Origin of the sequence: Paraburkholderia sp. GAS348, from assembly GCF_050434205.1 — a bacterium.
Classification (GTDB): domain Bacteria; phylum Pseudomonadota; class Gammaproteobacteria; order Burkholderiales; family Burkholderiaceae; genus Paraburkholderia.
Genome location: NZ_JBNPVT010000024.1, coordinates 39,814 through 59,100 on the forward strand (window position 1 = coordinate 39,814; position 19,287 = coordinate 59,100).

At 64.2% G+C, this 19,287-nt stretch carries 19 protein-coding genes; 14 read left to right on the forward strand and 5 right to left on the reverse strand.

Annotation, left to right across the window (positions count from 1 at the left end; translation table 11 throughout):
* Window positions 1-4 precede the first annotated feature (4 nt).
* The 6 genes from P3T22_RS28030 to P3T22_RS28055 all read left to right on the forward strand — a co-directional run bounded on the left by P3T22_RS28030 (window position 5) and on the right by P3T22_RS28055 (window position 8,511).
* Complete coding sequence (locus tag P3T22_RS28030) at window positions 5-1,288, forward strand: DUF3443 domain-containing protein (RefSeq protein ID WP_429326716.1); 1,284 nt, start codon at window positions 5-7, stop codon at window positions 1,286-1,288.
* A gap of 197 nt (window positions 1,289-1,485) precedes the next feature.
* A complete protein-coding gene (gene flhB / locus P3T22_RS28035) occupies window positions 1,486-2,709 on the forward strand; it encodes a flagellar biosynthesis protein FlhB (protein WP_429326717.1) in 1,224 nt (407 codons plus the stop codon).
* Window positions 2,706-4,808: a flagellar biosynthesis protein FlhA gene (gene flhA, locus P3T22_RS28040; RefSeq protein WP_063497640.1), complete on the forward strand. Its 2,103-nt coding sequence runs from the start codon at window positions 2,706-2,708 to the stop codon at window positions 4,806-4,808. The genes flhB and flhA overlap by 4 nt, the downstream gene beginning before the upstream one ends.
* A gap of 161 nt (window positions 4,809-4,969) precedes the next feature.
* Window positions 4,970-6,886, forward strand: a complete 1,917-nt coding sequence (gene flhF / locus P3T22_RS28045; protein WP_063497639.1) for a flagellar biosynthesis protein FlhF — start codon at window positions 4,970-4,972, stop codon at window positions 6,884-6,886.
* Window positions 6,879-7,748, forward strand: a complete 870-nt coding sequence (locus P3T22_RS28050) for an AAA family ATPase (RefSeq protein ID WP_429326718.1) — start codon at window positions 6,879-6,881, stop codon at window positions 7,746-7,748. The genes flhF and P3T22_RS28050 overlap by 8 nt, the downstream gene beginning before the upstream one ends.
* A gap of 28 nt (window positions 7,749-7,776) precedes the next feature.
* A complete protein-coding gene (locus P3T22_RS28055) occupies window positions 7,777-8,511 on the forward strand; it encodes an RNA polymerase sigma factor FliA (protein WP_063497637.1) in 735 nt (244 codons plus the stop codon).
* Between the two features lie 60 nt (window positions 8,512-8,571).
* Here P3T22_RS28055 and P3T22_RS28060 read toward each other — a convergent pair whose 3' ends face one another.
* The 5 genes from P3T22_RS28060 to flgA all read right to left on the reverse strand — a co-directional run bounded on the left by P3T22_RS28060 (window position 8,572) and on the right by flgA (window position 11,928).
* Entirely contained in the window at window positions 8,572-8,982 is a 411-nt protein-coding gene (locus P3T22_RS28060) for a type II toxin-antitoxin system HicB family antitoxin (RefSeq protein WP_063497636.1), read from the reverse strand.
* The gene (locus tag P3T22_RS28065; RefSeq protein ID WP_063497635.1) at window positions 8,979-9,161 is read right to left on the reverse strand and encodes a type II toxin-antitoxin system HicA family toxin; all 183 of its coding nucleotides are present in this window, start codon (window positions 9,159-9,161) and stop codon (window positions 8,979-8,981) included. The genes P3T22_RS28060 and P3T22_RS28065 overlap by 4 nt, the downstream gene beginning before the upstream one ends.
* 309 nt (window positions 9,162-9,470) lie before the next feature.
* On the reverse strand, window positions 9,471-9,917 hold the full coding sequence (locus tag P3T22_RS28070) for a flagella synthesis protein FlgN (RefSeq protein WP_063497634.1): 447 nt from the start codon (window positions 9,915-9,917) through the stop codon (window positions 9,471-9,473).
* Window positions 9,918-10,011: 94 nt separating this feature from the next.
* Entirely contained in the window at window positions 10,012-10,365 is a 354-nt protein-coding gene (flgM, locus tag P3T22_RS28075) for a flagellar biosynthesis anti-sigma factor FlgM (RefSeq protein ID WP_063497633.1), read from the reverse strand.
* A 210-nt stretch (window positions 10,366-10,575) separates the two neighbouring features.
* Window positions 10,576-11,928 carry a flagellar basal body P-ring formation chaperone FlgA gene (gene flgA / locus P3T22_RS28080; protein WP_429326719.1) on the reverse strand — a complete coding sequence of 451 codons (1,353 nt, stop codon included), beginning with the start codon at window positions 11,926-11,928 and terminating at the stop codon, window positions 10,576-10,578.
* Between the two features lie 217 nt (window positions 11,929-12,145).
* On the opposite strand from flgA, the gene flgB reads away from it, so the two are divergent.
* From flgB to P3T22_RS28120, 8 genes are all read left to right on the forward strand, one after another.
* On the forward strand, window positions 12,146-12,640 hold the full coding sequence (flgB, locus tag P3T22_RS28085) for a flagellar basal body rod protein FlgB (protein WP_063497631.1): 495 nt from the start codon (window positions 12,146-12,148) through the stop codon (window positions 12,638-12,640).
* Between the two features lie 109 nt (window positions 12,641-12,749).
* Window positions 12,750-13,175, forward strand: coding sequence for a flagellar basal body rod protein FlgC (gene flgC / locus P3T22_RS28090; protein ID WP_063497630.1), 426 nt, complete (start codon window positions 12,750-12,752; stop codon window positions 13,173-13,175).
* Window positions 13,176-13,185: 10 nt separating this feature from the next.
* Window positions 13,186-13,917: a flagellar hook assembly protein FlgD gene (gene flgD / locus P3T22_RS28095; RefSeq protein ID WP_063497629.1), complete on the forward strand. Its 732-nt coding sequence runs from the start codon at window positions 13,186-13,188 to the stop codon at window positions 13,915-13,917.
* A 48-nt stretch (window positions 13,918-13,965) separates the two neighbouring features.
* Entirely contained in the window at window positions 13,966-15,519 is a 1,554-nt protein-coding gene (locus P3T22_RS28100; protein WP_429326720.1) for a flagellar hook-basal body complex protein, read from the forward strand.
* Window positions 15,520-15,538: 19 nt separating this feature from the next.
* Window positions 15,539-16,297, forward strand: a complete 759-nt coding sequence (gene flgF / locus P3T22_RS28105) for a flagellar basal-body rod protein FlgF (protein WP_063497627.1) — start codon at window positions 15,539-15,541, stop codon at window positions 16,295-16,297.
* A gap of 157 nt (window positions 16,298-16,454) precedes the next feature.
* Complete coding sequence (gene flgG, locus P3T22_RS28110) at window positions 16,455-17,243, forward strand: flagellar basal-body rod protein FlgG (protein WP_063497626.1); 789 nt, start codon at window positions 16,455-16,457, stop codon at window positions 17,241-17,243.
* Between the two features lie 118 nt (window positions 17,244-17,361).
* A complete protein-coding gene (gene flgH / locus P3T22_RS28115; protein WP_063497625.1) occupies window positions 17,362-18,060 on the forward strand; it encodes a flagellar basal body L-ring protein FlgH in 699 nt (232 codons plus the stop codon).
* Window positions 18,061-18,062: 2 nt separating this feature from the next.
* Window positions 18,063-19,277 (forward strand): flagellar basal body P-ring protein FlgI, encoded by a 1,215-nt coding sequence (locus P3T22_RS28120; RefSeq protein WP_429326721.1) that lies wholly within the window; start codon window positions 18,063-18,065, stop codon window positions 19,275-19,277.
* Window positions 19,278-19,287 lie beyond the last annotated feature (10 nt).

A 19,287-nucleotide genomic window follows, 5' to 3' on the forward strand; every position in this document is an offset into this window, starting at 1 on the left:
AGCGATGCGAACCATGCAAAGTGCTGTGAAGCTCAAGGGCTGGATGCAGGCAGTCGTGGCCGTGGTGTTGGTGGCGGTGGTGGCCGCATGCGGTGGCGGCGGCTCCGGTTCCAATAATAATTCGTCGAACGCGTTGAACGGCGGCTCGTTGCCGCCCAGTCCAACCCAGCAACCGATCGCGGCGAACGCGGCGAACACCGTGCCGATCACGGTCGGCGCGGGCGTGAAGGGCGTGATCAATATTCCGACGGTTAGCGTGACCGTCTGCCCGCCAGGTACGACATCCAATTGTCAGACGATAAAAAACATCCAGGTCGATACCGGTTCGTTCGGGCTGCGTCTGGTCAGTTCGGTGGTAAATACTTCGTTGTTGCCGATCAGTACCCTGTCCAGCGGTGCGCAGCTCGCCGAGTGCGCGACCTTCGCCGACGGCTACACGTGGGGCACGGTGCGTACCGCGACCGTGCAGATCGGCGGAGAGACGACGGCCGGGGCCATCCCGATACAGATCATCGGCGATCCGGCCGCAGGTACGATACCGGCGAAGGGCTGCGGCGGCGGTCCGGCGGAAAACACCGCTAGCGATCTCGGCGCCAACGGTATTCTCGGCATCGGCACGGCGCCCACCGATTGCGGCGCAATCTGCCAGAACGCGACGACTGCCGCTAACTACAGCAATTATTTCGCGTGCCCGGGCGGTACCTCTTGCGCCCGTACCGCGGTGCCGCTTAACCAGCAGGTCGCCAATCCGGCCGCCAACTTTGCCGGCGACAACAACGGCGTGATCGTGCAGATGCCGCCGGTGTCGAACACAGGCGCACCGTTGGCAACCGGCACGCTGGTGTTCGGGATCGGCACGCAGTCGAACAATGCGCTGGCGGCCGCACAGACCTTCACCACCGATCCCTTCGGCGACATGAACAACAGCGTCTATAACGGCACGACCGTGCAGGCGTTCCTGGATTCGGGTTCGAACGCGTACTTCTTCGCCGATAACTCGCTCGCGCTGTGCACTAATTTCGCCAGTTTCTATTGTCCGTCGTCCGCGCAGACCCGGTCGATCACCCTGGCCGGCCTGAACGGCACGAAAGCTAGCGTCAGCATCGGCATCCTGAGCGCGGCCACGCTGTTCGGCAACAGCAGCAACTATGCGTTCAACGATCTGGCCGGCCAGATCGGCGGCAGCAGCAGCTTCGATCTCGGTTTGCCGTTCTTTTATGGCCGTTACGTGTATTACGGCTTCGATCAGACGTTGAACGGCGGTCAGGCGCCTTACGTCGGCTTCTGAGCCGCATGACGCACGCGTAAGAACCGCTTGGCCACCCGCGCGAAATCGCGCGGGTGGCCGCTGGCCGCAGTGGCTGTTTCATCCCTCGAAATACCCCCCTTTCTCCGCCCTTATCCGCCGATCGGTGCTTGCGTCGAGCGGGAATAATCGCTCTCACTGGAAAGAGGCGCCGTGCCTCAGCCGACTGGAGAGCGTTTGTGGCAGAGGATAGCGACCTCGAAAAAACCGAATCAGCCACTCCCCGGCGCCTGCAAAAGGCGCGCGAGGAAGGGCAGATCGTGCGTTCGCGGGAGCTGTCGACGTTTGCGCTGCTGGCAGCGGGCTTCTTCGGCGTATGGGGCATGTCCGGCAGCATCGGCGAGCATCTGCAGGGCATGCTGCGCTCGGCCTTCACGTTCGACCATGCCACGGTGTTCGAAACCCGCCGCATGATGATCGGCGCGGGCGCTGCGGGCCGCGAAGGCCTGTATGCGCTGCTGCCGGTTCTGGCGTTCACCGGCGCGGCCGCTTTGCTCGCGCCCATGGCGCTGGGCGGCTGGCAGCTGTCTTCGAAAGGCCTCGAGCCCAAGTTCAACCGGCTCAATCCGATCGCGGGGCTCGGCAAGATATTCTCGATCAACGGGCCGGTTCAGCTCGGCATGTCGCTCGCGAAGACGCTCGTCGTGGGCGGTATCGGCGGCACGGCGATCTGGAATCGCCGCGAGGAAATTCTCGCGCTGGCGACCCAGCCGCTGCACCTTGCGCTCGCCAGCGCCATGCATCTGATCGCGGTGTGCTGCGGCATGACGGTGGCGGGCATGTTCGTCGTGGCCGCGCTCGATGTGCCGTATCAACTCTGGCAGTTCCATAAGAAACTGCGCATGACGAAGGAAGAAGTGAAGCGCGAACACCGCGAAAGCGAAGGCGATCCGCACGTCAAAGGCCGGATTCGCCAGCAACAGCGCGCCATGGCCCGCCGCCGCATGATGACCCAGGTGCCGAAGGCCGACGTGGTGGTGACCAACCCGACGCACTTCGCGGTCGCACTGCAGTACACCGATGGCGAGATGGGCGCGCCGAAGGTGGTCGCCAAGGGCGTGAATCTGGTGGCCGCGCGGATTCGCGAAATCGCCGCCGAAAACAACGTGCCGCTGCTGGAAGCGCCACCGCTTGCGCGTGCGCTGTATCACAACGTCGAACTGAACCGTGAAATTCCCGGCCCGCTATATGGCGCGGTCGCCGAAGTGCTCGCGTGGGTGTATCAGTTGCGGCGTTTCAACACCGAAGGCGGCGTCGCGCCGGTCGCACCGACCGAGTTCGACGTGCCGCCGGAGCTCGACAAAGGCGGCGTTTCGGACGATGAAGCCGAGCAGGAAGCCGCCGACGCGCTTGATTTAGCCAATAAGTCAGATAACCACAACGCTTCAGGAGCCTCCGCATGAACGCTCGCGCCGGATTCCTGTCCCGACGGCCGGATGCCTTGAGCGGCACCAATTTGCGCGCCCTCGCCGGGCCGGTGCTGATCTGCATGATCCTCGGCATGATGATTCTGCCGTTGCCGCCGTTTCTGCTGGATCTGCTGTTCACCTTCAATATCGCGCTTTCCGTGATGGTGCTGCTCGTCAGCATGTACACGATGAAACCGCTCGACTTCGCCGCTTTCCCAAGCGTGCTGCTGTTTTCGACCTTGCTGCGCCTGTCGCTGAACGTGGCGTCCACGCGCGTCGTGCTGCTCGAAGGCCATACCGGACCGGACGCGGCGGGCCAGGTGATCGAGTCGTTCGGCCACTTTCTCGTGGGCGGCAACTTCGCGGTCGGTATCGTCGTTTTTATCATTTTGATGGTCATCAACTTCATGGTGATCACCAAGGGCGCGGGGCGGATCGCGGAAGTGTCCGCGCGCTTCACGCTCGATGCGATGCCCGGCAAGCAGATGGCAATCGACGCCGATCTGAACGCCGGCCTCATCAACGAAGATCAGGCCCGCAAGCGCCGCCAGGAAGTCTCCCAGGAAGCCGAGTTCTACGGGTCCATGGACGGCGCCAGCAAGTTCGTGCGCGGCGATGCGATCGCCGGCTTGCTGATCATGGTGATCAACATCGTCGGCGGCCTGATCGTCGGGATGGTGCAGCACGGCATGGACTTCGCGTCCGCGGGCAAGACCTACACGCTGCTGACAATCGGCGACGGCCTCGTCGCACAGATCCCGTCGCTCGTGATTTCGACGGCGGCCGGTGTGATCGTCTCGCGCGTCGCGACCAACGAAGACATCGGTACGCAGTTGACCGGCCAGCTGTTCACGAACCCGCGCGTGCTGGTGATCACCGGCTGCATTCTCGTGTTGATGGGCCTGATTCCGGGCATGCCGCACTTCGCGTTTCTGATCCTCGGCGGCGGTCTGATTCAACTCGGCCGCACGATGAAAAAGCGCAGCGAGGAACGCAAGAGCGGCGCGACGCTCGTCGACGTCGCGCCGGCCGCGATGACTCCGGTGGAAAACGCCGAAGCCAGCTGGGACGACGTAACGATGATCGACACGCTCGGGCTCGAAGTGGGCTACCGGCTGATTCCGCTCGTCGACAAGAATTCGGACGGCGAACTCCTCAAGCGGATCAAGAGCATCCGCAAGAAGTTCGCGCAGGAAATCGGCTTCCTGCCGCCGGTGATCCATATCCGCGACAACCTCGAATTGCGGCCGAACGGCTACCGGATTGCGCTCAAAGGCGTCGAAGTGGGCGTCGGCGAGGCGTATCCGGGGCAGTGGCTGGCGATTAACCCGGGGCAGGTGTCCGCCGCGCTGCCGGGCACGCCGACGCAAGATCCGGCGTTCGGCTTGCCGGCGATCTGGATCGACACGAATCTGCGCGAACAGGCCCAGGTGTACGGCTACACGGTGGTCGATTCGAGCACGGTGGTGGCGACGCACCTGAATCACCTGGTGGTCACGCACGCATCCGAACTGCTCGGCCGCCGCGAAGTGCAGGCGCTGCTGGAGCGGATGCAAAAAGACACGCCGTCGCTGGTCGACGATCTGGTGCCGAAGTCGCTGTCGCTCACCACCCTGCAAAAGGTGCTGCAAAACCTGCTGGAAGAAGGCGTGCCGATCCGCGACATGCGCACGATTCTCGAAGCCCTGTCCGAACACACGCCGAAGGTCACCGACGCGCATGATCTCACCGCCGCCGTGCGCCTCGCGCTGGGCCGCGCGATTACGCAGCAGTGGTTCCCGGGTGCGGGCGACATGCAGGTGATGGGCCTCGATTCGAATCTGGAGCGGGTGTTGTCGCAGGCGCTTTCCACGGGCGCCAATCCGGGTCTCGAACCGGGCCTCGCGCATACGCTGCTGAACGAAACGCAGAAGGCGATGACGCGTCAGCAGAACCTTGGGATCGCGCCGGTGCTGCTGGTGCAGCACGCGCTACGGCCGATGCTCGCGCGGTTTCTGCGCCGCAGCCTGCCGCAGTTGAAGGTGCTGTCGTACGCGGAAGTGCCGGATACGCGGAATATCAAGGTGGTGAATCTGATCGGGGCACACGGTTAAACCCCGTGCGTGCGAATCGAAGCACGTTCCATCGCCCGAATTGCCTGCCTTTAGCGGTCTTTATCCATCGATCGTGGCTCGACGGGTTTCGCAATAATGATCTCAATGGGAAGCGGTATGTTGCCGGTCCGTAAGTCCGTATACCTCATCGGGGGTCCAGCTTGAACATTCGTAAATTTGTCGGTGCTACCAGTCGCGATGCTTTGCGTCTCGTGCGCGAAGCCTTGGGTCCGGATGCCGTCGTTTTGTCCAATCGCACGATGGACGACGGCCGCGTCGAGATCGTCGCGGTGGCCGACAGCGACCTCGCCGCCATCACGCCGAAGGCGCCACGCGGCAGCGCCGGCGCACCGATGAATGCGATGGCCGGACAGCAGCCCGCGCTTGCCGCACCGCGCGCCAATCCGACGATGCAAGCGAATCCGTATGCGAGCGGCATGCCCGACGTGTTCTCGTCCGTATTCGGCGCAAGCCCGGAAGCGGGCGCCGAGAATATGACGCCGAACGTCGCTAGCGCTGCTGCAAGCTCGGCCGCGAAGGCCACCGGTTCCGCCGCGCCGAAGCCGGCACTGCCAAACACGCCTAAAGCACCGCTGGCCGCGCCCGCGGCGGCGTCGCTCTCGCAATCGATCAGCATCGGGCAACCCGGCGCCGGCGTTGCGGCGACGCGTCTTTCCGAAGACATCAGTGCGGCTCTGCACAAAGCCGCCGGTGTGCCGGCAGCCGATGCGCAGCGCACGATGGCCGAATCGAATCCCTGGCTGATCGACCACGCGCGCCGCGTCGCGGCCGAACAACAGCAGCAAGGCGCATACAGCGCGCGCCCCGCAGCGATGACTCCGGCTGCCGCAATAGCCAAGGGCCTCGGCGCCGCGGTCGAACCCGCCGCGCAAGGGGGTTCACAGCCGGCCTCGCGGCAGGCCGCTGTCCAACCGGCCGTATCGCAAGTCACCGATTCGCCCGAGTGGGCCCGCGAAGGCGCGCAAGTCGCCGCGCGCCGCGCCGCTCAGAAAGTTGCACCGCCGCTGCCCACCGGCGACGACGCCCGCACCCCTGCTTCAGTTGCCGAAGCGATCAAGGCGCGCATGGAGCAGGTCGTCAACGACACCGTGATGAACGAACTGTCGTCGATGCGCGGCATGATGGAAGAACACTTCGCCGGCCTGCTGTGGGGCGATCGCCAGCGCCGCAGCCCGGCGCGCGCCGCGCTCACCAAGCACCTGTTCGCCGCCGGATTCTCCGCGCAGCTTGTGCAGATGATGGTCGACAACCTGCCCGACGACGTCGACAACGTGGAAGGCGGCATGGACTGGGTGCGTTCGGTGCTCGAATCGAACCTGCCGGTGATGGAAGACGAAGACGCGCTGATGGAGCGCGGCGGCGTGTTCGCGCTGATGGGCCCGACGGGCGTCGGCAAGACCACGACTACCGCCAAGCTCGCCGCGCGCTGCGTGATGCGCTTCGGCGCCAGCAAGGTGGCGCTCCTCACCACCGACAGCTACCGGATTGGCGGCCACGAACAACTGCGCATCTTCGGCAAGATTCTCGGCGTGTCGGTACACGCGGTAAAAGACGGCGCCGATCTGCAACTCGCGCTCTCCGAGTTGCGCAACAAGCACATTGTGCTGATCGACACGATCGGCATGAGCCAGCGCGACCGCCTGGTTTCCGACCAGATCGCGATGCTGTGCCGCGCCGGCCAGCCGGTGCAGCGTCTGCTTCTGCTCAACGCGACGAGCCACGGCGATACGTTGAACGAAGTGGTGCAGGCCTATCAGCGCGCACCCGATCAACAGCCGCTTGCCGGCTGCATCCTGACCAAGCTCGACGAAGCCACCAATCTGGGCGGCGTGCTCGATACCGTGATTCGCTACAAGCTGCCGGTGCACTACGTGTCGACCGGTCAGAAGGTGCCGGAAAACCTGTACGTCGGGACGAAGAAATTCCTCATCAAGAGCACGTTCTGCATTCCGCGCGACAACTCCCCGTTCGTGCCGCACGACGACGACATTCCGGCGCTGCTGTCCGCGCTGTCCGCACGCTCGACGGCCGAACTGCACGAGGTCCGCTTTGGATAAATTCTTCTCGGATCAAGCCGAAGGATTGCGGCGCTTGTTGGCGAGAAGCGGCTCGCGCGTGATTGCCGTGACGGGTGGATCGGCCGGCGTCGGCTCGACGACGACCGTGGTGAACCTCGCCGCGGCGCTCGCGCAGCAGGGCAAGGACGTGCTGGTGATCGACGAATGTCTCGGCGACAAGTCGGTGAGCGCAATGCTCGGCGGCGTGCGCGGCGCGGGCAATTTTGCGGCGGTGATGAAGGGCGAGATGACGCTCGACGACGCCACCGCACGGCACGCACTCGGGTTCTCGGTGCTGGCTGCCTCGCGCAACAACCGCGAAGGCCACACGGCCGAGCAGTTGGGCGCCGTGCTGCACGGTCCCGCCGACATCGTGCTGATCGACGCACAACTCGATCAGCAAGGCCACCTGTCGCCGCTCGCGATGCAGGCGCACGACCTGATGATCGTCACGCGCGTGGCTGCGCAGGCGATCACCGACGCGTATGCGTGCATGAAGCGCCTGCACTACGCCCACGCCACCGCGCAGTTTCGCGTGCTGGTGAACCACGTGCAGAGCGTGGCCGACGCGCATACCGCTTTTGCAAACCTGGCCGGCGTGGCCGGACGCTACCTGACGGTGGCGCTGCAAGACGCCGGTTGCATTGCCGCCGATGCGCGGATGGCGCGAGCCCAGGAGTTGTCGCGGTGTGTCGTCGATGCCTTCCCATCGACACCGGCTGCGCGCGATTTCCGGCATCTTGCCGCCGAATTGCAGTACTGGCCGATGCGGCCAGCGATGTCGTCGCAAACGCCCTGGATGGCGCCTGCGACAGTTACAGCGGCGCAACTCGCCGACCAACCGTCCGTGCAGCACGCCTGAGAGGCGGCACACGGACAAGGGGAGCACGATGTATAACGCTCAGGGAAAGATTTCCCAAGCCGATGTTCTGACGAAGTACGCGCCCCTGGTGCGTCGCCTCGGCTTGCAGCTCGTTGCCAAGATGCCGGCGAGTGTCGATCTCGACGACCTGATCCAGGCCGGCATGATCGGACTGCTGGACGCGGCGAGCCGCTACAAGGAAGACCAGGGCGCGCAGTTCGAGACCTATGCCAGCCAGCGGATTCGCGGCGCGATGCTCGACGAATTGCGCAGCAACGACTGGTTGCCGCGCAGCTTGCGGCGTACGTCGCGCGAAGTGGAGTCCGCCGTGCACAAGGTTGAACAGAATCTGGGCCGTTCGGCGAGCGAAACGGAGATCGCCGAGCATTTGCAAATGCCGCTCGACGAGTACCAGTCGATGCTCCAGGACCTGCACGGCAGCCAGCTGATCTATTACGAAGACTTCGACCGTTCCGCGGACGACGAGCCGTTTCTTGACCGTTACTGCGTCGATCATTCGGACCCGCTGTCGGCGTTGCTGGACGACAGCCTGCGCTCGGCGCTGATCGAGGCGATCGACCGCCTGCCGGAACGTGAGAAGTTGCTGATGTCGCTGTACTACGAACGCGGCATGAACCTGCGCGAAATTGGCGCGGTGATGGAAGTCAGTGAGTCGCGGGTGTGCCAGTTGCACAGCCAGGCCGTGGCGCGTTTGCGCACGCGCCTGCGCGAGATGGCCTGGGCGAACGCCGAGGCGACCTGAGTTTGATGGATTGAGGTTTGACCGGCGGTGCACGAAACGTCCGCCTTCTCTTCGCTCCGGTTACGCGTCCGCCATTTCATGCTCCGCGGCCAGCGCGAGAAACGCTGAGCGCGACATGCCGCGCGCCTCTGCGTAAGCGTCGATATCATGAACCAGCGCCTCGGGCAGCGAGATATTGATGCGCACCGCCTTTTTCAGCGCCGGAATATTCCGCGTGGTGACAAAACCCCAAGTAAAACCCGCGTAGTCCGGATTGCGCCGATGCTCGTCCAGCGTCAGCCGGTTGGGAATCGGCAAGCCTTCGTCGAGCAGCGTGTCCAGATGCGCCTCGATCGCTGCTTTCGCGTTGGCGTAGGCTTCTTCCAGCGAATCACCCGCCGAATGACAACCCGGAATGTCGGGGACGACCACGCCGAACGCATGGTGCGTGTCACCAGGCTCGATCGCGATCGGGAAAATCAGGTTCTTCATTTCAGGCCTGCCTGTTTCAAGATGCTGTTCAGTGTGCCGGGCGGAAGATCTTTCCTCGGATGCGGGATGGTCACGAGACCGGCTTTTACCGCGTGCCGGAAATGATGGTGGCTGCCCGATGTTCGGACCAGCCGCCAGCCATCCGCTTGAATCACTTTGACGACCTCGGCACTGTTCATATTGCACTCCTCGAATCATACACACGATTACACAACCTCGCTAGTGGATAACGCTCCGCGTGGCTCGTCCGGCGCAGCGTCGACAAGCTGCTCGTGACGGCGGAGAACCTCAGTGGGGGAACTCGTGATTTCAGCGTGGCGGAGGATTCCGCGCTACCTGGCCGGATGGCCAACGCGCGGTGGAGGAGGGCTTAGGCGCCCTGTGCCGGAGGGGAAAACCAAAAGGGCCCGTCAAAGACGAGCCCTTTTGGTTCAAAGCAATCTACTGAAGTGCGTCAGCGCGTGAAACGCGCCGCGCGAGCGAAATTTTCAAGCTGCCGGACGCGCCGGAATCCGCCCATCGGGTCCGTAGAAACCGGCCTTCTGCGGCACGGCCACCTGCAGCGCCGTCAGCGCGCGCTGGTTGTATTCCATCCGCACGCGGATCAGCTCACCGTTGCTTGTATTGAAGCGCCGCGCCCGCTCGGCGGCTTTTTGCAGCAGCGCCCATTGCTCGGCGAGCCGTGTATCCGCGCTGGCCGCCAGTTCCATGCCGGGCCAGCCGGCCGGAAAGCCCATTTCCGCGAGCAGTGCGTCGCGCGCGGCTTCGAGCCTGGCGAGCGTGCCGATCAATTCGGTTTTCTTCTCGACGATCGGCGGCAGCAGTTCCAGCGGCGACAAGGCAGTCAGCGCCTTGGTCTCGAGCGTCAGAATCGAGGCGAACGCCTCGACGGCCGAATATTCTTCGATGAGGGTGGCAAGCAGGGCGTCTTTCATCTCAACAACTCGCTGAACACGGCGGCTCGCGCATGATTCGCGAGCCGGGTTTGTCGAATGCCGCCCGGCAATTCACCATACTTCGATGCGTCGATTAGTTGCCGGTCGACGAGGTTTTGCTTTGCAACAGTTCGCGCGCGGTATTCAGCACGCCGTCGGCGATCTTGCTCGAATCGATCGTCAGCGAGCCGTCCTTGATGGCTGCCTTGATCGACTCGACACTCGCCGTGTCGATATCGGCCGAACCGGACGCCGCGAGGCTGCGCAGATGCTGCGACAGACCCGACAGGCTGACGCTGGCGTCGCCCGAACCGCTGGTGGTGGGCTGCGAGGCCGTGCCCGCACTCTGCGCGTTGCTGTTCGCGCTCGCCGCGTCGCTTTGCTGCGAGCGGGACAAGGCGTCTTTCAACGACGACAGATTCGACTTGGTTGTGGAATCGACTTTCACGATTGGCTTCCTGAACGATTTGATTCTGATAACGGCAACCCGTGATCAAAACTTTAACGCAATCGCTCCAGGCTTTGCCTTTCCTTTCAAGACGATCCGACCCCGCGACGGGTTCGATACCCGCTCTGCCCACCGCACCAGCCGCCGCACTAGCCGCTGCGTCTGCATCCGCGCCGGCGCGCAGGCGGCCGGACTTGCCGCCGCGCCGTCTCACAACTGGATCTCCACCGTCGAACCATCTTTGACGATGCCGGAAATGATCTGGCCGTTAGCCGTCTTCACCCGTATCTGCTGGCCCGGCGACGCATTGTTCATTGCGCTGCCTTCGGCTGAAATCGCGAAACCAATGCCTGCCGCGACAACCCGCACCGTTTGCCCGATCGACACCGCCGACGCGCTTTTCAGCATGTCGCGGCGCAGCGGCATGCCGCCGGCGATGCGCTCGAGCGACACCGAGCCGACTGCCTGCGACGGGTCCGTGACGATTGCCTGCGGCAAACCGGTCAGGTCGCCATCGCGCGCGACGAGGTCGGCGGCGGTGAGCACTTCGCCCGGCGCCATCGCGCGGGCGGCCAGATAGTAGGTGGCGCGCAGCGAAATGTGCGCTTGCAGATAGATGGTCCACGGCCGTTCGCCGGCGCAGCGCACGCCGACGGTCATGCGGCCCCACAGGCGCGCGCCGCTTGGCATGAAGGGCTCGAGCGTCGTGCAGGCCGCGAGCCCGCGCGGAAACGCCGGCGCGACGGTGATGTCGACCTTGCCCGGCAAGCCTGCCGATTGCTGCTGCAAGAAGGCGAGCGCGGCGCTGCGAATCGCCTCGGCGTCTTGCTGGCCAGCCAGCGGCACAGGTTGCGCCAGCGCTGCGGGCCGCAGAGTCTGTTGCGCGACCGCCGGCGCGGCCTGCCGCATCGACGGCGTGCGTGCGATGGTGGCCGGCGGCATCGGCATCGGCATTGGCATCGTCGCGGGGGCCGCCGTGGTAACAACGGGCCTGCCATTCGCGCCCAACTGTGGCGGCTCGCCGCGCGAGGCAAGGCTGTCGAAGGTGGCGGACGATGCGCTTGCCGGCACGGGAATCGTCACGACCCCGTTCGCGTCGGGCTTGAAACTGGTGCGGATCATCTGCGGCGCGGCAGCCGGCTCGCCCGCGCCCGGAATGACGATTGAGCCGCTCGCGTTGGCGGCGCGCGTGAATGGATCGGCGTCGCGCGCGACTGGCTCCGGCGTCAGCGACTGCGCGGTAGCCGCGGCGAGCGTCGCCGCGGACCCGGTGCGTTTCGCGGGCGTTGCCTGTATCTGCGCGGCCAGATCGGCGAGGGCAGCCGGATTCTTTTCACCCGGGCCAGGAATCACGATGGGGCCGCCGGCGTCCTGAGCCTGCTGAGCTTGGGTCGTGGCCGGCAACAGCACGATGCCGCCGGCGACCCATACCGCCAGGTTCACGACGAGGCGGGTCAGGAGACCGGCTGCACCGCGCGAAGCACGCCGCAGCGCGCCTGCACCCACGCGATGCGCCGCCGCGCAGCTTGCGCGGGGCGTCAGATCGAAGTTGGGTTGGTCCATCGGGTTGCTCCGTCGAATGCATCGGTACGCTTTGCATTCTAGTGAGCGCCCCCATTGCGCAAACGTTGAATAGAAGCCCCCTTTCCCGGTTATTCGTCCGATTGCCACTTGCGTTCGGCCCATAAGATGCACCTCATGCAAAAAGGTCTTCCCGGCCGACGCAGGTCTCATGCGAGACAAGCCCGGGAAGCCTCGGGAACGTTCTCCGGAGATTTCAATGCTGGACAAGCTCGATGCCGAATTCGCCTTTGGCCGCCAGGCGCTCGATGTGCGCGCTTACCGGCAGGAACTGCTGTCGTCGAATATCGCCAACGCCGATACCCCCGGGTACAAGGCGCGCGACGTCGACTTCGCTTCGTCGCTGGCCGGCGCGCTGAAGAAGACCGCTGGCGGCTCGGGCACGGGCGCCTCGAACAACTCGACGCTTGCCATGACGCAGCCCGCCGGGGTGACGAGCGGCATGTCGATGGCGTCGACCGCGCCGGGCCACATGTCCGGCCGCGCGACGCTGACGCCGACCGGCGGCACGCCTGACGACTACGGCAATCTGCAATACCGCATCCCGACGCAACCCGCGCTCGACGGCAACACGGTCGACATCGATACGGAGCGGGTGCAGTTCGCGGACAACACGTTGCACTTCGAATCGGGCATGACGGTGCTGTCGGGCCAGATCAAGGCAATGCTCGCGGCAATCCAGTCGGGCTCGTAATAACGGGCGCCGCACAGATACACGCAGCACGCAGGAACAATCGCTACGGGATTTAACTTGAAGCCGGGTCGAACCGGGTGCAACGGCGTTGCATGGGAGGGGGAAAAACATGCCATCTTTAATGAACATTTTCGGTGTTGCAGGCTCCGCGATGTCAGCGCAGTCGCAGCGGCTCAACGTGACGGCGTCGAATCTCGCCAACGCGGACAGCACGACCGGCCCGGACGGCCAGCCGTACAAGGCCAAGCAGGTCGTGTTCGCGGTCAGCCCGATCGGTGGCGCGCGCACGGGCTCCGGCCAGCAGATCGGCGGCGTGCAGGTCACCGGCGTGGTCGACGACCCGACGCCGATGAAGACCGCCTACGACCCCGGCAACCCGGCGGCCAACGCGGACGGTTACGTCACGCTGCCCAACGTCGACCCGGTGCAGGAAATGGTCAACATGATCTCGGCCTCGCGCTCGTACCAGGCCAACGTCGAGACCCTGAACACCGCCAAGACACTGATGCTGAAAACGCTCACGATCGGAACCTGAGGAGAATTCCTTGACCACCAATACCACCATCGGCAGCAACGGCACGACCGTGTCGCAGACGCTGCTCGATACGATGAACGGCACGAACAGTGCCTCGAGCGCGAACAGTTCCACCAGCTCGACCGGCAGCACGTCGGGCACCTCGGCGACCGATCTGCAGAACACCTTCCTGCAACTGCTCGTCGCGCAGTTGAAGAACCAGGATCCGACCAATCCGATGGACAGCTCGCAGATGACCTCGCAGCTGGCGCAGATCAACACGGTGTCGGGCATCAGCCAGCTGAACACGACGCTCAGCTCGCTCGCCACGCAGATGTCGGCAGGCCAGCAGTCGCAAGCCGCGCTGCTGATCGGCTCGAGCGTGCTCGCTCCGGGCAGCTCCATTACCGTGGCGAGCGGCAAGACCACCGAATTCGGCGTGCAATTGGCGAACGCTGCGTCCGACATGCAGGTGGCCGTCAAGAACTCCGCCGGCAAGATCGTCAAAACGATCGATCTGGGGCCCCAGGCTGCCGGCACCGTCCCGGTCTCGTGGAACCCGGTCGACTCCACGGGGGCCGCCTTGCCCGACGGCACTTACACGATCAGCGCGACGGGCACCGTGAACGGCGCCCCCGGCGCCGGCACCACGCTGACTCAGGCGACCGTCCAGAGCGTCGTGCAGGGCGCGGGTGGCGCGCCTGGCCTCGTGCTTTCGAATGGCAATACGGTTGCCCTGACTTCGGTCGCGGCGATCCTCTAACCAGTTCAATTCAAACGATTTCAGACATTTTCCGGAACGGAGACCGTCATGGGTTATCAGCAAGGTTTGAGCGGCCTGTCGGCTGCGTCAAGCGATCTCGACGTGATCGGCAATAACATTGCCAACGCGAACACGATTGGCTTCAAGAGCGGCACAGCGGTGTTCGCCGATCTGTACGCGAACTCGGTGGCCACGGCCGTCAACAACCAGATCGGTATCGGCACGCAGCTCGCGGCCGTGCAACAGCAGTTCTCGCAAGGCACGATCAACTCGACCGGAACGGCGCTGGACGTCGCGATCAACGGCAACGGCTTCTTCCAGATGTCGAACAACGGCGCGGTCACCTATTCGCGCAACGGCGTGTTTCAACTCAACAGCAGCGGCCAGATCGTGAATGCGGAGGGGCTGCAGGTGATGGGCTACGCGGCGAACGCAGGCGGCATCATCAATAGCGCGCAGACCGTGCCGCTCACCGTGCCGACGACGAATATCGCGCCCTCGGCGACCACCAGCATTACGGCACAGTTCAATCTGAATGCGCAGGACGCGCTGATGTTGGGGACGCCGACGGCGATTTCTTCCGACGCTGCCGTGACGGCCAACGCGACGATCACGACGGCCTCGGCCGGCACGAACAACGATACTTACACGGTTACATTCGACGGTGCAGGGGGCTACACGATCAGCGCCGTTACGCCGGCAGGTGCCAATGTCCCCGCGCTAGCCAGTGCGGGGGCCTACACGCTTGGTCAGGCTATTCCGCCTATTACGTTAGGCAACGGTCAAACAGTTACGGTGACTGGTGCGCCGGTCGCCAACGATACCGTCACGGTTAGCCCGGCGCCGATCGCATTCAACCAGAACAGCCCGTCGACCTATAACTACACCTCTTCGGTTCCGTCGTACGATACGCTCGGCGGCTCGCAGACGGTCAATATGTATTTCGCCAAGACGGATTCCAATACATGGAACGTCTATGCGGGCGTGGCGGGTGGTGCTGCCCAGATCATCGGCCAGGCGCAGTTCAGCACGTCCGGCACGTTGTCGTCTTTCCAGCAGGCGACTATTGTCCCAGGCCCCCCTGCGACGGTTACGTATGCTCCACCCGCGGCGCCCGGCACCGTCACGTTCCAGATCCCGAACAGCGACGGCTCGTCTGCGCCGCAGACGCTCTCACTGAATCTCACCGGCACGACCCAGTACGGCAGCACGGACGGCACCAACAACCTGTCGCAGAACGGCTACGCGGCCGGCCAACTGACGAACTTTTCCATTGGCACGACGGGTGTTCTGACTGGCAACTACTCGAACGGTCAGACGGCAGCGCTGGGCCAGATCGTGCTCGCGAACTTCAACAACCCGAACGGCCTGGTGGACCTCGGCAACAACGAGTACCAGCAGACCGCACAATCGGGCGTCGCGCAGATCTCCACGCCGGGCAGCACCAATCACGGCACGCTGCAGGGCGGCGCTGTCGAAGAGTCGAACGTGGATCTGACCAACGAACTGGTGAACCTGATCACCGCGCAACGCAACTATCAAGCGAACGCGCAGACGATCAAGACCCAGCAGACCGTCGACCAGACCCTGATCAACCTGTAAGCGACCGGGACTCCCCATCATGGATCGGCTGATCTACACCGCGATGTCGGGCAGCACGCAAGCGCTCGAACAGCAGGCTATCGTTGCCAACAACCTGGCGAACGCCTCGACCACCGGCTTTCGCGCCCAGCTTGCGACTTTCCGCGCCGTGCCGATGGCGTTCGGCGACGGCAGTTCGATCAACGACGACACCACGCGCACCTTCGTGCTGTCGTCGACGCCGGGCGCCGACTACACGCCGGGGCCGATCCAGCAGACGGGCAACCCGCTCGACGTGGCGATTCAGGGGCCGGGCTGGCTGGCGGTGCAAACCGCCGACGGCGGCGAGGCTTACACGCGCGCCGGCAATCTGCACATTGACGAGAACGGTCAGCTGGTGAACGCCATGAACCAGACGGTGCTCGGCAACGGCGGCCCGGTATCGGTGCCGCCGGGTGCGGAAATCACCATCGGCAAGGACGGCACGATATCCGCACTGACGCCGGGCGATCCGCCGACCGCGGTGGTGACCGTCGATCAGCTGAAGCTGGTCAATCCGGATCCGCAGACCATGACACGTGGCGATGACGGTCTCTTTCGCACCGGCGATGGCAACCCTGCCGATGCCGATCCGGCCGTCACGCTGGCGCCGGCTTCGCTCGAAGGCAGCAATGTGAATCCGGTCAGCGCGATGGTCGCGATGATCACCAACGCCCGCCAGTTCCAGATGCAGACCAAGCTGCTGGAAAACGCGGATAAGAACGACCAGTCAGCTAACCAGCTGCTCAGCTTTAGCTAACGGGATGGGACCGGAGTGAGTGCCGAAGCACTAACTCCGGTCGACAGCTTTGCATGGGATCGGAGTAAGTGCTGAAGCACTAACTCCGGTCGACAGCTTTGCATGGGACCGGAGTAAGTGCTGAAGCACTAACTCCGGTCGACACAGGAGAAGAATAGTGAATCGCTCGCTCTATATCGCCGCTACCGGCATGAATGCGCAACAGTCGCAGATGGACGTGATTTCGAATAACCTCGCGAACGTCAGCACCAACGGCTTCAAGGGCTCGCGCGCAGTGTTCGAGGATCTGCTGTATCAGACCATCCGCCAGCCGGGTGCAAACTCGACGCAACAAACCGAACTGCCGTCCGGCATCCAGCTCGGCACCGGCGTGCAACAGGTCGCCACCGAGCGCCTGTACACGCAGGGCAATCTGCAGCAGACCGGCAACTCGAAAGACGTCGCCATCAACGGCCAGGGCTTTTTCCAGGTGCAGATGCCTGACGGCACCACCGCGTACACCCGCGACGGCTCGTTCCAGACCAACGCGCAAGGCCAGCTCGTCACGTCGAGCGGTTATCAGGTGATTCCGGCGATCACGATTCCGAACAACGCGACCTCGCTGACCATCGGCAGCGACGGCGTGGTATCGATCACCGTGGCGGGCTCCACCAACAGCCAGCAACTCGGCTCGATGCAGATCGCGACCTTCATCAACCCGGCCGGTCTGGATGCGAAGGGTGAGAACCTGTTCGCGGAAACCGCGTCGTCGGGCGCGCCGAACATCGCACAACCGGGCCTGAATGGCGCCGGCACGCTGAATCAGGGTTACGTGGAAGCATCGAACGTGAACGTGGTGCAGGAACTGGTGAACATGATTCAGACGCAGCGCGCTTACGAAATCAACAGCAAGGCCGTGACGACCTCCGACCAGATGCTGCAGACCCTCAGCCAGATGCAGGTTTAAGGCTTAGGGACTGGGAAATAAGAGCGCCCCCGAACCTGTCGCTTTGCGCCAGGCCCCCCCGAGGGGGGACAAGAAAACTTGGGGCGGCCCGGCGTTGTCTCGAAAGGCGTTAACCAAGATGTCGCACCTCACTCGTAATCCGGTTCATTCGCGCACCGCTCAGGCGCTCGTGCAGCTCACGCTGCTCGCGGCGCTGGGTGGCTGCGGCCTCGTGCCGAAGCAGCCGATCACGCAGCAGCCGATGACGGCGCTGCCGCCGATGCCGCCGCAAGCGCAGTCGCCGGGCTCGATCTACAACCCGGGTTACGCGGGCCGGCCATTGTTCGAAGACCAGCGGCCGCGCAATGTGGGCGATATCCTGACGATCGTGATTCAGGAAAATGTCAACGCGACGAAGTCGTCGGGCGCCAACGCGAACCGCACAGGCAGCACCAACTTTAGCGTGCCGACGGCGGGCTTCCTGGGTGGACTGTTCGGCAAGACCAACCTGAGCGCCAACGGCGCGAACGTGTTCGCCGGCACCGGCGGCGCGAATGCGTCGAATACGTTTAACGGCACGATCACCGTGACGGTGACCGGCGTGCTGCCGAACGGCAACCTGATGGTGAGCGGCGAAAAGCAGATGCTGATCAACCAGGGCAACGAGTTCGTACGCTTTTCCGGGGTCGTGAATCCGAACACGATTTCGAGCCTCAACGCTGTGTATTCGACCCAGGTGGCCGACGCGAAAATCGAATACTCCGCGAAGGGCTATCTCGACGAAGCCGAGAACATGGGCTGGCTGCAGCGCTTCTTCCTCAACGTGTCGCCGTGGTGATCATGCGTACCGTATTCTCCCGCCTTGGCCGCGTCGCGCAGCTCGCCCGGTTCGCCCGGTTCGGCCGCATTGGCGTCGTTGGCCGCGCGCTCGCTTTCGCGGCGCTCGCTTGCGCGGCGCTGCCGGCCGCTACGCCCGCCCATGCCGAACGTCTGAAGGACCTCGTGCAGATCCAGGGCGTGCGCGACAACCCGCTGATCGGCTACGGCCTCGTCGTCGGTCTCGACGGCACGGGCGACCAGACCACGCAGACGCCGTTCACCACGCAGACCCTCGCCAACATGCTGGCGAACCTCGGCATCTCGATCAACAATCAGGCGGCGGGCTCGAGCAACTCGCAGTCGTCGCTGTCGAACATCCAGTTGAAGAACGTCGCCGCCGTGATGGTGACGGCGGTGTTACCGCCATTCGCACGTCCTGGCGAAGCGATCGACGTGACGGTGTCCTCGCTCGGTAACGCCAAGAGCCTGCGCGGCGGCACGCTGCTGCTCACGCCGCTCAAGGGCGCCGACGGCCAGGTGTACGCGCTCGGCCAGGGCAACCTCGCGGTCGGCGGCGCCGGCGCGAGCGCGAACGGCAGCAAGGTGCAGGTGAATACGCTGGCCGCGGGCCGCATCGCCGGCGGTGCGATCGTCGAGCGCGCGGTGCCGACCTCGGTATCGCAAGCGGGCACGATGCAACTCGACCTGAACGAGATGGACTACGACACCACGCAACGCGTCGTGGCCGCAGTGAACAATGCGTTCGGCAGCGGCACGGCTATGGCGCTCGACGGCCGCACGATTCAACTGCGCGCGCCGTCCGATCCGGAGCAGCAAGTCGCCTTCATGGCGCAATTGCAGAACCTCGACGTCAAGCCGGCGCAAGCCGCCGCGAAGGTGATCCTGAACGCGCGCACCGGCTCGATCGTGATGAACCAGATGGTCACGCTGCAAAACTGCGCGGTGGCGCACGGCAATCTGTCGGTGGTGATCAATACGCAGCCGGTGGTGAGTCAGCCGGGCGCATTCTCCAACGGCCAGACAGTGGTGGCCAAGCAGTCGCAGATTCAGATGAAGCAGGACAACGGCGCACTGAAGCTGGTGACCGCCGGCGCCAACCTCGCCGAAGTGGTGAAGGCGCTCAACGCGCTGGGTGCGACGCCCGCGGATCTGATGTCGATCCTGCAGGCCATGAAGGCGGCGGGCGCTCTGCGCGCCGACCTGGAAATCATCTAAGGAAGACACA

Bases quoted from the DNA above. Each gene is read 5' to 3' on its own strand.
- flgH (WP_063497625.1), top strand. From the start codon at position 17,362: ATGTCGCACCTCACTCGTAATCCGGTTCATTCGCGCACCGCTCAGGCG.
- flgB (WP_063497631.1), top strand. From the start codon at position 12,146: ATGCTGGACAAGCTCGATGCCGAATTCGCCTTTGGCCGCCAGGCGCTC.
- flgF (WP_063497627.1), top strand. From the start codon at position 15,539: ATGGATCGGCTGATCTACACCGCGATGTCGGGCAGCACGCAAGCGCTC.
- P3T22_RS28100 (WP_429326720.1), top strand. From the start codon at position 13,966: ATGGGTTATCAGCAAGGTTTGAGCGGCCTGTCGGCTGCGTCAAGCGAT.
- P3T22_RS28060 (WP_063497636.1), bottom strand. From the start codon at position 8,982: ATGAAGAACCTGATTTTCCCGATCGCGATCGAGCCTGGTGACACGCAC.
- P3T22_RS28070 (WP_063497634.1), bottom strand. From the start codon at position 9,917: ATGAAAGACGCCCTGCTTGCCACCCTCATCGAAGAATATTCGGCCGTC.
- P3T22_RS28120 (WP_429326721.1), top strand. From the start codon at position 18,063: ATGCGTACCGTATTCTCCCGCCTTGGCCGCGTCGCGCAGCTCGCCCGG.
- flgA (WP_429326719.1), bottom strand. From the start codon at position 11,928: ATGGACCAACCCAACTTCGATCTGACGCCCCGCGCAAGCTGCGCGGCG.
- flgC (WP_063497630.1), top strand. From the start codon at position 12,750: ATGCCATCTTTAATGAACATTTTCGGTGTTGCAGGCTCCGCGATGTCA.
- flhA (WP_063497640.1), top strand. From the start codon at position 2,706: ATGAACGCTCGCGCCGGATTCCTGTCCCGACGGCCGGATGCCTTGAGC.
- P3T22_RS28065 (WP_063497635.1), bottom strand. From the start codon at position 9,161: ATGAACAGTGCCGAGGTCGTCAAAGTGATTCAAGCGGATGGCTGGCGG.
- P3T22_RS28030 (WP_429326716.1), top strand. From the start codon at position 5: ATGCGAACCATGCAAAGTGCTGTGAAGCTCAAGGGCTGGATGCAGGCA.
- P3T22_RS28055 (WP_063497637.1), top strand. From the start codon at position 7,777: ATGTATAACGCTCAGGGAAAGATTTCCCAAGCCGATGTTCTGACGAAG.